The following is a 14,608-nucleotide window of genomic DNA, read 5'->3' as shown; positions in this document are numbered from 1 at the left end:
GTTCAGCCGCGAGGATACAACGGCGCGCGTCCGCGGCCAACTGGCAGAATGGATGGTCTTCAGGCTGGCGCGGCTTCTTCCTCGGTCATCCCGGCCAGCTCGGCGAGCGCCATCGGCCGGGCGAACAGATAGCCCTGGAAGCCGCCGCAGCCGAGCGCGCGCAGTGCGTCCCACTGCGCTTCCTCCTCGACGCCCTCGGCCACGACGTGCAGCCCCAGGTTGCCGGCCAGGTGCACGATGGCCTGGACGATGCTCGCGGCGTGCGGCACGCGCAGCATGTCGTGCACGAACGACTGGTCGATCTTGAGCTGGTCCAGCGGCAGCCGCTGCAGATAACTCAGCGACGAATAGCCGGTGCCGAAATCGTCGAGCGAGAAGCCGATGCCTTGCTCCTTCAGCGCCGTCATGCGCGCGATGGTGTCCTCGACGTCGGCCAGCAGCACGCTTTCCGTCAGTTCGAGCTTGAGGCGGCGCGGGTCGGCGCCGCTGTGCGCGAGGATCTCGAGCAGGCGCGGCACGAAGTCCTCCTGGCGGAACTGGCGCGCGCTGACGTTGACGGCGATCGTGAAGTGCTCCGTGGCGGCGTCGCCGCCCCAGCGCGCGAGCTGGCGGCACGCTTCCTGCAGCACCCAGTCGCCGATGCCGACGATCAGCCCGGACTTCTCGGCCTGGGCGATGAACGCGCCGGGTCCCGTGAGCCCCTGTTTCGGATGGTGCCAGCGGATCAGCGCCTCGACGCCCACCATCAGGCCCATCGGGTTGACGACGGGCTGGTAGTACAGCTCGAACTCGCGCCGCGCCAGCGCGAAGCGCAGATCGGTCTCCAGGCTCGTGCTGGCGTCGACGGCGGCCTGCATGCTGGGGTCGAAGAAGCGGAACGTGGCGCCGCCGGCCGACTTGGCTTCGTACATCGCCATGTCGGCCTGGCGCAGCAGGTCGTGCACGACGTGGTTGGCGTTGCCGAACAGGGCGACGCCGATGCTGGGCGTGCTGCGCAACTCGTGGCCGTCGAGCGTGTAGGCGAGGGACAGCGTGGCGAGGATCTTGCCGGCCACCAGCTCGGCGTGGGCCGTGGCGTCGACGGCCGACGTCCCGAGGTCTTCCAGCAGCAGCACGAATTCGTCGCCGCCGAGGCGGGCCACGGTGTCCGCCTCGCGCGTGACCTGCTGCAGCCGGAACGCGACCATTTCCAGCAGCCGGTCGCCCATGTCGTGGCCGCGCGTGTCGTTCAGCGTCTTGAAGTTGTCCAGGTCGACGAACAGCACGGCGCCGAAGCCGCCGTTGCGCTCGCACTTGGCGACCGCGTGGCCCAGGCGGTCCATCAGCAGGCGCCGGTTCGGCAGGTTCGTCAGGCCATCGTAGAACGCGAGGTGGGCGATGTCGGCCTCGGCCTGCTTGCGCGCGCTGATGTCGGTGCGTGTGCCGACCATGCGGACGGGCTGGCCGTCCGCCGCGCGCTCGACGACCTTGCCGCGCGACTGCACCCACACCCAGTGGCCGTTGCGGTGGCGCATGCGGAACTCCGCCTCGAACGCGGGGACGGCGCCCTGCAGGTGCTGGTCGAGCGCGTGGCGCAGCGGCTCGCGGTCGTCCGGGTGGACGGGGGAGAACATGTCGCGTTCGCCGCCCTGGCGGTTCTGCTCGTCGCGGGTGTAGCCGAGGATGGCGCAGGCGCGGCCATCCACCGTGCGCCGGCCGGACGGGATGTGCCAGTCCCACAGACCCAGGCTCGCGCCGTTCAGCGCCAGCTCCACGCGCTCGGCGGCGGCGGCACGTTCGGCTTCGGCATTGCGCGCCAGGCGTTCCAGCGCGGCGCGGCGGCGCTGGGCGAACAGCAGGGCGGCCGCGCAGGCGGACCAGAACAGGGTCCAGGCCGCGGTCGACACGAGCGCGAGGCGGTGCCAGCCGGCGTCGATGCGGCCGGCGTCGCGCGCGAGGGCGACGACGAGGCCGCGCTCCATGCCCAGGTTTTCCATCCGCATGCTGCGCTGGACGACGAGACGGTCGACGCCGTCGGCCCCCACACCGCGCCGGACCGAGACCCGTTCGCCGCCGGCGCGGTGCGCGGCCAGCATCGCATCCGGATGCAGCGCGCCCGCGCGCATCGTTTCCGGATCGGGCGGGACGTACAGCAGGCGGTGGCCGTCGAGGTCGGTGATCGTGATCGTCATGTCGGGCGCGTACAGCGCGGAGCGCATCACGGCGTCGAAGTATTCCGGATTCAGGATCGCGGCGACGGCGCCGTGGCCGCAGCCGTCGCCCGCGTCGAGCGACATCGCTGCCTTCAGGTTGAACTGGTTCGGCTGCAGCTCGTATGGATCGGACAGGTACAACGTGCGGCCGTCGCACATGTGCGGCAGCTGGGCGAGGAAGCGCCTGTCGTCGAGGCGGCGGTCGCCGAGGTTGTCGTCGGTGATCGCGATGCGGCCGTCGCGGCCGACGGCCAGCAGCGCGCGCACGCCCGGCATGGCGCGCTTCAGGGATTGCAGCAGCGTGCGGCGGCAGGCCAGGTCGCAGCCGCTGTCCGGCGCCAGCGCGGCGCGCGCGCCGTCCAGCGCCCAGCGGATGCCCTCGAGCTGGCGGTGCAGGGTCTGGTCGATGACGACGGCTTGTGCCCGCATGCGGTCGGCGTCCTCGGACAGCGCCCCGGCGCGCCCGGTCCACACCATCCACACCAGCACGAGGCCGGACGAGACGAGACCCGCGCCCAGGATCAGCCATTCGGTGAGGCGGCGGCGCGCGGCGGTCAAACGGAGCAGGCGATGCAGGGGCATGGGGGTCTCCTTGTCGAAATGCCAGCATCGTAGGCCGGCCGCCGCCGGCGCGCCATCAGACCTTGGTATGGGTCCTCATACGTTCGCTCATACGTTCGCTCATACGTTCGTATAGGTGCGCACGATTGGCGCTAGGACGTCCTTGGGTTAACATTTGATTCACCCGCCCCAGGAGATTCCCATGAAAGCAATCGTCACCGGCCACACGAGGGGCCTCGGCGCCGCGCTCGCCGCCAATCTGCTGGCGCGCGGCGTACCCGTCCTCGGCCTGGCGCGCACCCGTTCGGCCGACCTGGCGGACGCGTATCCCGACCTGTTCGAGGAAGTTGAACTGGACCTGGCCGACAGCGTCGCGCTGTCGCGCTGGTTCGCCGACGGCATGCTGGGCGATTACCTGGACGGCACCGGCGCCGTCCTGCTGCTGAATAATGCCGGCATGGTGAGCCCCGTCGGCCCGCTCGACGCGCAGGATCCGCAGGCCGTGCTGCGCGCCGTGCAGTTGAACGTGGCCGCACCGATGGCGCTCGCCGCCGCCGTCGTGCGCGCCAGCGGCGGCGCGCAACGGCGCATCCTGCACATTTCCAGCGGCGCCGGCCGCAATGCCTACCCGGGCTGGAGCGTCTACTGCGCCACCAAGGCGGCCCTCGACCACCACGCGCGCGCCGTCGCCCTCGACTGCGAACGCGGGGTGCGCATCTGCAGCCTGGCGCCCGGCGTCATCGATACGGACATGCAGGCCGAGATCCGCGCCACGACGGAAGACCGCTTCCCGCTGCGCAAACGCTTCGTCAGCCTGAAGGAGACGGGCGCGCTCGTCGAGCCGGACGAATGCGCCGAGCGGCTGGTCGACTACCTGCTCGGCGCCGGTTTCGGCGCCGAGGTGGTCGCCGACCTGCGCACACTCTCTTAAGGGGCCGGGGCGCGCGGGATCTGCAGCCCTTCGATGACGGCGGGGCGCGCGCGGAACGCTTCCAGCACGCGGCCCACTTCCGGAAAGCGGTCGAAGCCGACGATCTCGGCCGCGTCGTAGAAGCCGACCAGGTTGTTCACCCACGGGAAGCAGGCGACGTCGGCGATCGTGTACTCGTCGCCCATGATCCAGTCGCGGCCTTTCAGGTGGCCGTCCAGCACGCCCAGCAGGCGCTTGGCTTCGTGCACATAGCGGTCGCGCGGGCGCTTGTCCTCGTACTCGCGGCCGGCGAATTTATGGAAGAAGCCCAGCTGGCCGAACATCGGGCCGATGCCGCCCATCTGGAACATCAGCCACTGGATCGTCTGGTAACGCAGCGCCGGATCGGCCGGGATCAGCTTGCCCGTCTTCTCGGCCAGGTACAGCAGGATCGCGCCCGATTCCCACAGCGGCAGCGGCTTGCCGCCTGGGCCGTCGGGGTCGATGATCGCGGGGATCTTGTTGTTCGGGTTCAGCGACATGAATTCCGGCGTCGTCTGCTCGTTCTTGTCGAACGCGATGCGGTGCACCTCGTAGGGCAGGCCGATTTCCTCGAGCATGATCGCCACCTTGACGCCGTTCGGCGTGGGCAGCGAATACAGCTGCAGGCGGTCGGGGTGCTGGGCGAGCCATCTCTGCGTGATGAGGAACTGGTTCAGGTCGGTCACGGCGCTCTCCTTCGGTTTGATTGCATTGATTGTACTCAAGATACGGTTTTCCGCCGGATGGGAGCATGCATCTTGGTCTTGGGCAACGATAGGAAGCCATGGACGACCTGCTGCGCTATTACGAGGAAGAGCTGGGATTGTTCGGCCAGTTCGCGCGCGAATTCCGCGCCCGCTATCCCAAGCCCGCCGGCGACCTGCACGTGGCCGGCGAGACGTGGGACGATCCCGGCGTCGCCCGGCTCATACAATCCGTCGCGCTGCTGTCCGCCCGCATCAACAAGCGTCTCGACGACGACTACCCCAAGTTCACGGAAGCGCTGCTCGACAGCCTGTACCCGCACTACCTGCGGCCGCTGCCGTCGTATTCGATCGTCCAGGTGGGACAGCGCGGGCCGGCCGAAGTGCCGGACACCCCGTCCGTGCTGGCGCGCGGGACGATGCTGCGCTCGAGCGCGGGCACCGACACGCCGTGCCTGTTCCGCACCGTCTACGACGTGCTGCTGGCGCCGCTCACGGTGGAGCGCCTCGCGTTCGTGCCGCTGCTCGACGCGCCGCGCACGGCGCGCGCACCGCGCGGGGCCGGTTGCGGCATCAGCCTGACGATCGCGGCGGCGCGCGGCGACGTCGGCCGCCTTGCGCCGGCGTGGCGCCTGTTCGCGGACGGCGAAGCGTCGACCCGCGCCGCGCTGATCGACGCGCTGTTCCTCCGCTGCGCCGCGGCCTGGGTGCAGCCGGAAGGCGACAAGGGCTGGCTGCCGCTGCCGCGCGTACCGCTGCGCCTGGCCGGACTGGCGGACGCGGATGCCATGCTGCCATATTCCGCCCGCTCGCATCCGGCGCCGCGCCTGCTGACCGAGTATTTCTGTTATCCGGAAAAATTCAATTTCGTCGACGTCGACCTCGCGGCGCTGGCCGGCCTGCTGCCGCCGCGCTGCCGCCGTTTCACGCTGCACCTGGCGCTGTCCGGCATCGCGCCCGATTCCGATACGGCCCGCCTGCTGGCCGGCCTGGATGCGCGCAGCCTGCTGCCGGGCTGCACGCCGGTCGTCAACCTGTTCCCGAAGGCCGGCGCGCCGGTGCAGCTCGCGTACACGAGCGCCGACTATCCGCTGCTGGCCGACGGCGCGCACGCGGGTGCTTACGAGATCCACAGCGTGGACGCCGTCCGGCTCGTGCGTGAAGGGACGGGCACGGTCACCCGTTTCGATCCCCTCTATGCGCCGGGCGACGAGGGCAGGGCGGGCGGCGAAGCGTCGCACCGCGCGCACTACTGGATCGCGCGGCGCGATGACGCGACGGCGGCCGTCAGCCCCGGCCACGAAATGCGCATCGCCCTCGTCGACGCCGATTTCCACCCGCTCGACGCCGCCGGCGCCACTCTGTCCACGGAACTGACGTGCAGTAACCGCGACGTGCCGTCACGCCTGCCGTACGGCCAGCCGCAGGGCGACTTGCGCAGCGACGAGCTGTCCACGCTGGCGCCCATCCGCATGCTGAGGAAACCGACACCAGGCCGGCGCTTCGGCGGCACGCGCGGGTCGCACTGGCGCCTGATCGCCCACCTTGCGCTGAACCACGCGGGCCTGACGATGGCGGGCCTGGCCGATTTCCAGAAAATGCTGGCGCTGTACGATTTGCCGCGGTCCCCGGTCGCCCAGCGCCAGATCGCGGGCATCGTGGGGCTCGAACACGGCACGGTGCGCGCATGGGTGGGCGCGGCGCCGGTCGCGAGCCTGATGCCGGGCATCGGCATCCGCCTCACCGTCGACGAGGACGCGTTCGCGGGCACGGGACTGTATCCGTTCGTGCAGGTCCTCGACCAGTACTTCGCGCTGAACGGCCACCTGAACTGCTTCACGCGGCTGGAAGTCGTGTCGCAACAGACCGGGCGCGAGATCATCGCCTGCTCTCCGCGCACCAGTAGCGGCGGATGGACCTGATCGCCCGCCTGCTGGCCGAGCCCCAGCGCTTCGACTTCGTCCAGGCCGTGCGCCTGTTGCTGCTGGCGCTCGGCGAGCGCGGCATCCCCGAACGGCGCGCACTGGCCCGCCACCTGCGCTTCGCGAACAGCCTCGCGCTGGCGTTTCCTCCCAGCCAGATCGAGGCCGCGGCGCCGGATGCCGACGGCTACCGCCTGACGCCGAGCTTCATGGGCCTGCTGGGCGCGCACGGGGCGCTGCCGCTGCATGTGACCGAGCGCCTGCTCGCGCTGCCGCAGGACGGGCAGGACGCGCAGGCGGCCCGCGCCTTCCTCGACATGTTCAGCACGCGCATGCTCGCGCTGTGGTACCGGGCGTGGCAGAAATACCGGGTCGAGCACCTCGTGGCCGCCCCGCGCGACGCCTTCCTCCCGCTGTTGCTGGCGCTGGCCGGCGTGCCCGGCGGCGGCGTGTTCGCACACGACGGCGTGCCGGACACCGCGCTGGCCGCGTTCGCCGGCCTGCTGCGCCGGCGGCCCGTGTCGGGCGCCGTACTGGGCCGGGTGCTGTCCAGCCATTTCGGCGTGGCCGTGCGCGTGCAGGAGGGCATCGGCCACTGGGACCCGCTGGCCCCGGGCGAGCAGGCCGTCGTCGGCGCCAACGCGCTGCTCGGCCGGCGCGCGCTGCTGGGGGAACGCAGCTGGCGGCCGGACTTGCGCGTGCGCGTGCGCCTCGGCCCCCTCGACCGTGCCCGCTACGATCACTTCCTGCCCGGCGCGCCGGGCGCCCGGGCGCTGCGCACCCTGCTGCGCCTGTTCGCCGTGCCGACCCTCGCCTACGATATCGTGCTCGTGTTGCGTCAGGCGGACCTGGGGCCGGCGCAACTGGACGCGTCCGGGCGCCGGCTCGGCCTGGACAGCTACCTGTTGTCGGCACCCGCCGCGGCCGACCGGGCCGACCTCTGCTACGAACTCCGCCCGCTGGATCCGCTGCCCGCTTTACAATCCGCTTGACCTTCCCATTGTGGGAAGGCATATCCTGTACTGGCAATCACAGGAGGATACCCATGGCGATCGATATCGACATCAGTGGAATGACGTGCGCCTCGTGCGTGGCGCGCGTCGAAAAGGCGCTCAAGGCCGTGCCGGGCGTGCGCGACGCGAGCGTCAACCTGGCCACGGAACGCGCGGCCGTGCAGGGCGAGGGGCTCGACCTGCAGGCCATCCTGGCCGCCGTCGAGCAGGCCGGCTACACGGCGCGGCCGACCGGGACCCCGAAGGCGGAGGCGGCGCAGGGCCTGCCGACGTGGTGGCCCGTGGCGCTGGCCGCGCTGCTGAGCCTTCCCCTCATCGCGCCGATGCTGCTGGCGCCGTTCGGCATCGACTGGATGCTGCCCGGCTGGCTGCAACTGCTGCTGGCGACGCCCGTCCAGTTCTGGCTCGGCGCGCGTTTTTACCGCGCGGGTTGGAAAGCGCTGCGGGCCGGCGCCGGGAACATGGACCTGCTCGTGGCCATCGGCACGTCGGCCGCGTATTTCCTGTCGCTCTGGCAGTTGTTGAATGCGGGCGGCCACGGCCACCTTTATTTCGAATCGGCCGCGGTCGTCATCACGCTCGTGCTGCTCGGTAAATGGCTGGAAGGCCGGGCGAAGCACCAGACCGTCGCGGCGATCCGTGCGCTGGAGGCGCTGCGGCCTTCGGAAGCCATCGTCCGGCGCGCCGGCCAGGACACGGTCATCGCCCTCGACGCCCTGCGCGCCGGCGACCTGATGGTCGTGCGGCCGGGCGAGCGCGTGCCGGCCGACGGCAAGGTCGTGGAAGGCGCGAGCCACCTCGACGAATCCCTGCTGACGGGGGAAAGCCTGCCCGTGGCGAAGGGTGAGGGCGACCGCGTGACGGGCGGCGCCGTCAATGGCGAAGGCCTGCTGCTCGTGGAAGCGACCGCGGTCGGTGCGGACAGCATGCTGGCCCGGATCATCCGCATGGTCGAGGATGCGCAGGCCGCGAAAGCGCCGATCCAGCGCCTCGTCGACAAGGTCAGTGCCGTGTTCGTGCCCGTCGTGCTGCTCATTTCCCTGGTCACGCTGCTGGCCTGGGGCTTCGCCACGGGCGACTGGCAGCAGGCGTTGCTGAACGCCGTCGCCGTGCAGGTCATCGCGTGCCCGTGCGCGCTGGGCCTTGCCACGCCGACGGGCATCATGGTCGGCACGGGCGCCGCCGCGCGCCACGGGATCCTCATCAAGGACGCGGAAGCGCTGGAGACGGCGCACGCCCTGCAGATGGTCGTGTTCGACAAGACGGGCACGCTGACGGAAGGCCGTCCCCGCGTCGTGGCGCTGGAAGGGGACGTCCCGCAACGGCTGCTGGCGCTGGCCGCGGCCGTGCAGCAGGGCAGCGCGCACCCGCTGGCGCGGGCCGTGACGGACCTGGCGGCCGCGCAGCACGTGGCCGCGCCGGCCGCGACGGAATCGGCCGCATTGCCGGGCCGTGGCGTGCGGGCCCGCGTGGATGGCGCGGCCGTCTGGATCGGCAACCGCCGATTGCTGGACGAAATCGGTGCCGGCGCCCCGCCCGCCGCATTGGTGGCCGCGGCCGAACGCCACGAAGCGGACGGGCGCACCGTGTCGTGGCTCGCGCGCGAAGCGGGCGGCGGCATCGTCGTGGAAGGCGTGCTCGCATTCGGCGACAGCCTGAAACCGACGAGCCGCGCCGCCATCGCCCGCCTGCGCGACCTCGGCGTCGACAGCATGATGCTCAGCGGCGATAACGAAGGCAGCGCGCGCGCCGTCGCGCAGGCGCTGGGCCTGACGCGCTGGGTCGCGCAGGTGCAGCCGCAGGACAAGGCGGACGTCGTGCGCGGCCTGATGGCAGAAGGCCGTACAGTGGGCATGGTGGGCGACGGCATCAACGACGCGCCGGCGCTGGCGGCGGCCCACGTGGGCATCGCGATGGCCGGCGGCACGGACGTCGCGCTGCACACGGCCGGCGTGACCTTGATGCGCGGCGACCCGCTGCTCGTCGCGGAGGCCATCGACATCTCGGACCGTACGTGGCGCAAGATCCGCCAGAACCTCGTGTGGGCGTTCGTCTACAACGTCGTCGGCATCCCCGTCGCGGCACTGGGCCTGCTGAATCCCGTGCTGGCCGGCGCGGCGATGGCGCTGAGTTCCGTCAGCGTCGTTACGAATGCGCTGCTGCTGCGGCGCTGGCGGCCGGCGCCCCGGCCCGCACCCGACATCATTCCAACCCAACCCCAAGGAGCACACAAGATGTATGAACTCACCGTCGAAGACATGAGCTGCGGCCACTGCGTGGGCCGCGTCACGAAGTCCGTGCAGGCCCTCGACAAGGATGCGAAAGTCGAAGTCGACCTGCCCACGAAGAAGGTCAAGGTCGACAGCACCGCGGACCTCGACAGGATCGCCGAGGCGATCGTGGCGGCCGGCTATCCGGTCACCGCGAAAAGCGTTTGACGAGCCCCACGTACACGCGCCGGGCGACGAAGTGGTCGAACCCGACCTGGTGGAATGCAGGCGTGTCGGTCCGATAGGCACGCAGGCTGCCGTCGAAGATGTCGTTGGCGTTCACGGTCAGGCCGAGCGTCTTGCCCAACGCGTGTTTCCACGTGAGGTTCACGCCGCTCGTCGGCCCGTAGCGGCCCTGCGGCGTGATGCCGGCCGACTGGGCGTGCGCGTCGACGGACACGTCGCCGTACCCGACCCTGACGTTGACATAAGCTGCGACGGCGTCCTGGTCGAGCACCACGCGGTAGACGCCGCCGTCCGCGCCGAGCTGCAGCGGTCCGCCGGGCTTCCAGTCCAGCGAGGCCGTGACGCCGGCCGAGCGGGCCTCGCCGCCGTTCCGTTTCGACGTGACCAGCACGTCATGCTCGAACGTGCGTGCATCGACGACCGTATCGCGGCCCGTGCGGTAGAACGCGTCCAGGCTGCCGGTCACGTGCGGTGTCTCCTTGTTCACGCCGATCTCCCATGACCCCAGGCGTTGCGGTCCCAGCCCCGGATTGCCCCGCCTGAGGTTCTGCGCGTCGACATACGTCGTGAACGGATTCAGGTCGCGCGGATCGGGCATCTGCAGGCTGCGGCGGTAGCTGAGCGTCAGGTCGGTGTCGTCTTGCAGCCCATACTTCACGTGCAGGCTCGGATCGAACGCCCGCCAGCGCGCGATGCGTTCGGCCCGGCCGCCCAGCAGCGCTTCCCATTTGCCGATCACGATCCGGTCGGTCACATACGCCGCGGCCGACGTCGTCGTCACGGTGTACGTATTGGTCGTGTTGCGGTCCGGCGTTTCGGCGCCCGTGGCGGGATCGACGGCGGCCTGGACGTTGCCGATCGAGTCGGACTTGTGCTGGATGTCGAGGCCCAGGCCCCACTGGCCGCGCGTCCAGTCGACCGTGGCCTGGTCGAGGCGGCGCGCCGTCCTGCCGGCGCCGCGGCTGTAGGCGGTGGCGCGCGCGGGCACGACGAACACGTCGCGGTACGACTTGTCGACCAGGGCATCCGTGGTGCTGTGTTGAATCGACGCCTTCAGCGCGCTGCCGTTCTGCTGGTGGCTGTAGCTCAGGCTCGCGCTGTCGTCGGACTGCTCGTTGGGGCCGTACGAGATGCGGTGGTGGATGGTTTCGCCGGCGCCTTCGCGCTCCTCGCCCAGCACGTCGAACAGGGGCCGCGACCGGCGCCCGCTGTGCCGCAAGGTCATGCCGATGCTGTCCGAATCGCCCAGCGCGTAGTCGATACCCAGCGCGGCGCTGTCGACCACGCGGCGCACGAACACCTCCGAGGATTGCACCGTCTGCCCGGCCCGGCCTGTAAGCGGATCATGCCAATCGACGGCCGACCGGCGCACCTTGCGCGTGCCGTCGTGGCGGTGCGCCACGTTGGCGTGCACGCTCAATCGACCCCGCGTCACATCGCCCGACGCACCGGCATTCCACAACGCCTGGTCCGTCGCGCTGCCCTGGACCTGCGCATGCGCGCCGGGCTTGCGGTTGCGCTTCAGGACGATGTTCACGATCGCGCCGCCATTGGCATTCCGTGCGGCGGACGGATTCGTGATGACTTCCACGCTCGCGATGTCGGCGCCGCTCATCGTCTGCAGCGCCACCGCGCGGTCCTCGCTCGATCCGGACAGCAGCGCCGTCGGCTTGCCGTCGACGAGGACCGTGACCTGCGTGTTGCCCCGAACGGCGATCTGGCCGTCGGCCGTCACCGCCAGCTCGGGCGTCGCCTGCAGCACGTCCTGCGCGGACCCGTTGGCGGCGCGCGGCGCGTTCGACACGTCGTGGACGGTCTTGTCGATCTTCCTCACCACCGCCTCTTTCCTGGCGGTGACGGTCACGGTCGGGGCGGGCGGATCTTCCGCGCGGGCCAACGGCGCGGCGAGGGCGAGCAGGAGGGCGGCATGATGGGGCTTGATCACGGTGTCCTTTCAATCCGGTGGACCAGATTGTCGGAGACGACCGGCGTCGGCGCGCGACCTGTGTGACCAACGCCCCGATGGGCGTGACGGGACCGTCAGTGGCCCTCGTGCCCACCCCGTTTGGCCGTCCCGATCACCGCCCCGGACGCCGGCGCCGCCGGTGCGCCGACCGGGTCGGGCACGGGGCCCGTCCACTCGCGCGCCACCGTGCCGGCGGGATGCCGGTACCAGCCCGGATCGCGGTAATCGCCGCGCGCGAGTCCCTCGCGCACCTTGATGACGGTGAACATGCCGCCCATCTCGATGTCGCCGAACGGCCCGCGGCCCGCCATCATGGGCAGCGTGTTCTCCGGCAGCGCCATGCGCATGCCGCCCATCGAGCCGCCCTTGTCGCCCATGACCATATAGCCCGGGACGAGGTCGTTGATCTTCTTCGCCACGCCGGCCTGGTCGACGCCGATCAGGTTCGGCATGGCGTGGCTCATCGCGTTCATCGTGTGGTGCGATTTATGGCAGTGGAACGCCCAGTCGCCGGGATTGTCGGCGACGAATTCGATGGCGCGCATCTGGCCCACGCCGATGTCGACCGTCACCTCGGGCCAGCGCGCGGTCGGAGGGATCCAGCCGCCGTCCGTGCCCGTCACCTCGAAGCGGTGGCCGTGGATGTGGAACGGGTGGTTCGTCATCGTCAGATTGCCCATGCGGATGCGCACCTTGTCGTCCTTGCGCACGACCATCGGGTCGGTGCCGGGGAAGGCGCGGCTGTTGATGGTCCACAGGTTGAAGTCCAGCATCGTGTTCACGTTCGGCGTGTAGTTGCCCGGCTCGATGTCGTACGCGTTCAGCAGGAACACGAAGTCGCGGTCGACGGCGTGCTGGCGCGGGTCCTTCGGGTGCGTGACCCAGAAGCCCATCATGCCCATCGCCATCTGCGTCATCTCGTCGCTGTGCGGGTGGTACATGAAGGTGCCGGCGTAGTGCGCGACGAATTCGTAGACGAACGTCTTGCCCGGCGCGATCGCAGGCTGCACGAGCCCCGCCACGCCATCCATCCCGCTCGGGAGGATCTGGCCGTGCCAGTGGATCGTCGTCGCCTCCGGCAGTTTATTGGTCACGAAGATGCGCACCCGGTCGCCCTCGACGACCTCGATGGTGGGGCCCGGACTCTGGCCGTTGTAGCCCCACAGGTTCGCCTTCATGCCGGGCGCGATCTCGCGCACGACGGGTTCGGCGACGAGGTGGAATTCCTTGACGCCGTCCTTCATGCGCCACGGCAGACTCCAGCCGTTCAGGGTGACGACGGGGTTGTACGGGCGGCCGCTCGGCGGATGCAGCGGCGGCTGGGTGGCGGGCGACGACTGGACCGGGGCTTCCGGAATGGCGGCCGCGCCGGCCTTCGACACGAGCGAGGCGCCGACCATGGCGCCGGCCGCGCCGGTGATGAAGTTTCTGCGGCTGGTCATTGGGTTTGTTCCTTGTTCAATCGGGTGCCGAGCGTGGCTTCCAGTTCGGCGTGGGCGGTCCAGAAGGTGTCCAGCGCCTCGATGTAGGCGTCGACCGCTTCGGCCTGCGCGCGCGCATCGGCCAGCAGGTCGTGCGGACTCGCGAGCATGCCGTTGTAGCGCAGCAGGACTTCCTTCCCGATTCTTTTACGCAGCGGGAGGATCGTGTCGCGGTAATGCTTCGCCACGTCGTACGCGTTGCGGTAGGCGAGATAGCCTTCGCGCGCCTCGCTGCGCGCCGTGACGGCCGTGAGCGCGACCTTGTTCACCGCCTGCATGTACGTGGCTTCGGCACGGGCGACGCGCGCGCCGCCCCAGTCGAACAGCGGCAGTTCCAGCGACAGCGAGTAGCCGCGCCCGGTCGGCTCGCCGGTCTGCGTCTTGTTGGCGACACCGAGGTCCAGCACGTTGATGAAGCGCGTCGTGCGCGTGAGCCCGAGATCCGCCGCGGTGGCGGCCGCCTCGGCCTGTGCGGCGCGCACGTCCAGGCGCTGGGCCAGCGCGATGCGTTCGACGTCCGCCAGTTCCGCCGGCGCGGCCGGCAGGTCGGGCAGATGGTCGGGCAGGGCGTAGTCCGCCTCCCGGCCCCACAGGCCCAGCGCGCGCGTGAGGCGTTCGCGCGTGCTCGTTGCGCGCTTGTCCGCGCGTGCGGCGTCGCGCGCCGCTTCGGCCAGGAACACCTGTTCGCGCGCCAGTTCGAGCTGGTTCGTGTTGCCGGCGTTCGCCATGCGGCCGGTGAGCTCCGCGCCCGCTTGCGCGGATGCCTGCACGCGGCGCGCGTACTCCAGCGCCTGCCGCGCGGCAACCGCCTCGACCCACGCCGTGCGCGTCTCGAGGGCGTGGCGTTCGATGGCCGCGCCCACGTCGCGTTTCACCTGTTCGAAGCGGCGGGTCTCCATCCGGGCGGCCAGCGGCGTCGTCAGGAGGCCGACGAGGTCGAACGTGATGCCGCGCTCGATCTCGAGGGCGCCGCCGCCGGCGAGCCGCGTGAAGTCGAACGACGGGTTGCGGGGCCGGGCCGCCTGCGCGAGATCCGCCTGGGCGATGCCGACGTTCCAGTACGTGGCCTGCAGGCCCGGGTGGTTGACGAGGGCAATGCGCACGGCCGTGTCCATGTCCAGCGGCCGGCCTTCCCGGAACACGGGCAGGTCGCGCAGCGATGCGGCGAGCGCGCCTTGCCCGGTGGCGTCGCGCGTCAGTTGCGGCGCGGTGCCGATGCGGTTTTGTGTCGTGGCGGCGACGTCGCCGAAGCCGCCGTCCGGCGTGACCGTCGCGCAGCCGGCCAGCAGGGCCAGCGCGGCGGCCGCGCCCGCACGCGGTAAAAGTCGTTGTCGCGGGTTCATTTCATCTCCCCGTGGGCG

At 70.6% G+C, this 14,608-nt stretch carries 9 protein-coding genes; 4 read left to right on the top strand and 5 right to left on the bottom strand.

Annotation, left to right across the window (positions count from 1 at the left end):
* Positions 1-59: 59 nt before the first annotated feature.
* A complete protein-coding gene (locus ACEN9H_RS17195; protein ID WP_413671381.1) occupies positions 60-2,774 on the bottom strand; it encodes a putative bifunctional diguanylate cyclase/phosphodiesterase in 2,715 nt (904 codons plus the stop codon).
* A gap of 181 nt (positions 2,775-2,955) precedes the next feature.
* Between ACEN9H_RS17195 and ACEN9H_RS17190 the strand changes: the two genes are divergently transcribed.
* Entirely contained in the window at positions 2,956-3,684 is a 729-nt protein-coding gene (locus tag ACEN9H_RS17190) for an SDR family oxidoreductase (protein ID WP_413671380.1), read from the top strand.
* Here the strand turns inward: ACEN9H_RS17190 and ACEN9H_RS17185 are convergent.
* Positions 3,681-4,391: a glutathione S-transferase N-terminal domain-containing protein gene (locus ACEN9H_RS17185; RefSeq protein ID WP_413671379.1), complete on the bottom strand. Its 711-nt coding sequence runs from the start codon at positions 4,389-4,391 to the stop codon at positions 3,681-3,683. The two genes, ACEN9H_RS17190 and ACEN9H_RS17185, sit on opposite strands and share 4 nt — an antisense overlap.
* 98 nt (positions 4,392-4,489) lie before the next feature.
* On the opposite strand from ACEN9H_RS17185, the gene tssF reads away from it, so the two are divergent.
* Genes tssF through ACEN9H_RS17170 form a run of 3 tightly spaced genes read left to right on the top strand, consistent with a single transcriptional unit; the run spans position 4,490 to position 9,782 of the window.
* Entirely contained in the window at positions 4,490-6,331 is a 1,842-nt protein-coding gene (gene tssF, locus ACEN9H_RS17180) for a type VI secretion system baseplate subunit TssF (RefSeq protein ID WP_413671378.1), read from the top strand.
* Positions 6,322-7,323 (top strand): type VI secretion system baseplate subunit TssG, encoded by a 1,002-nt coding sequence (tssG, locus tag ACEN9H_RS17175; RefSeq protein ID WP_413671377.1) that lies wholly within the window; start codon positions 6,322-6,324, stop codon positions 7,321-7,323. Before tssF ends, tssG begins: the two co-directional genes overlap by 10 nt.
* 53 nt (positions 7,324-7,376) lie before the next feature.
* Positions 7,377-9,782 (top strand): heavy metal translocating P-type ATPase, encoded by a 2,406-nt coding sequence (locus tag ACEN9H_RS17170; RefSeq protein ID WP_413671376.1) that lies wholly within the window; start codon positions 7,377-7,379, stop codon positions 9,780-9,782.
* Here the strand turns inward: ACEN9H_RS17170 and ACEN9H_RS17165 are convergent.
* The 3 genes from ACEN9H_RS17165 to ACEN9H_RS17155 all read right to left on the bottom strand — a co-directional run bounded on the left by ACEN9H_RS17165 (position 9,763) and on the right by ACEN9H_RS17155 (position 14,590).
* Complete coding sequence (locus ACEN9H_RS17165) at positions 9,763-11,745, bottom strand: TonB-dependent receptor (RefSeq protein ID WP_413671375.1); 1,983 nt, start codon at positions 11,743-11,745, stop codon at positions 9,763-9,765. The two genes, ACEN9H_RS17170 and ACEN9H_RS17165, sit on opposite strands and share 20 nt — an antisense overlap.
* A gap of 95 nt (positions 11,746-11,840) precedes the next feature.
* Positions 11,841-13,208 (bottom strand): multicopper oxidase family protein, encoded by a 1,368-nt coding sequence (locus ACEN9H_RS17160; RefSeq protein ID WP_413671374.1) that lies wholly within the window; start codon positions 13,206-13,208, stop codon positions 11,841-11,843.
* Positions 13,205-14,590, bottom strand: a complete 1,386-nt coding sequence (locus ACEN9H_RS17155; RefSeq protein WP_413671373.1) for a TolC family protein — start codon at positions 14,588-14,590, stop codon at positions 13,205-13,207. The genes ACEN9H_RS17160 and ACEN9H_RS17155 overlap by 4 nt, the downstream gene beginning before the upstream one ends.
* Positions 14,591-14,608 lie beyond the last annotated feature (18 nt).

This window comes from Massilia cellulosiltytica (assembly GCF_047325105.1).
In the GTDB taxonomy this organism is placed as follows: domain Bacteria; phylum Pseudomonadota; class Gammaproteobacteria; order Burkholderiales; family Burkholderiaceae_D; genus Telluria; species Telluria orientalis.
Note: the sequence above shows the minus strand (reverse complement) of the source record. Positions and strands in the feature narration are given on the sequence as shown.

Coding starts and splice junctions, on each gene's coding strand:
- ACEN9H_RS17160 (WP_413671374.1), bottom strand. CDS start 13,208: ATGACCAGCCGCAGAAACTTCATCACCGGCGCGGCCGGCGCCATGGTC.
- ACEN9H_RS17155 (WP_413671373.1), bottom strand. CDS start 14,590: ATGAACCCGCGACAACGACTTTTACCGCGTGCGGGCGCGGCCGCCGCG.
- tssG (WP_413671377.1), top strand. CDS start 6,322: ATGGACCTGATCGCCCGCCTGCTGGCCGAGCCCCAGCGCTTCGACTTC.
- ACEN9H_RS17170 (WP_413671376.1), top strand. CDS start 7,377: ATGGCGATCGATATCGACATCAGTGGAATGACGTGCGCCTCGTGCGTG.
- ACEN9H_RS17195 (WP_413671381.1), bottom strand. CDS start 2,774: ATGCCCCTGCATCGCCTGCTCCGTTTGACCGCCGCGCGCCGCCGCCTC.
- ACEN9H_RS17190 (WP_413671380.1), top strand. CDS start 2,956: ATGAAAGCAATCGTCACCGGCCACACGAGGGGCCTCGGCGCCGCGCTC.
- tssF (WP_413671378.1), top strand. CDS start 4,490: ATGGACGACCTGCTGCGCTATTACGAGGAAGAGCTGGGATTGTTCGGC.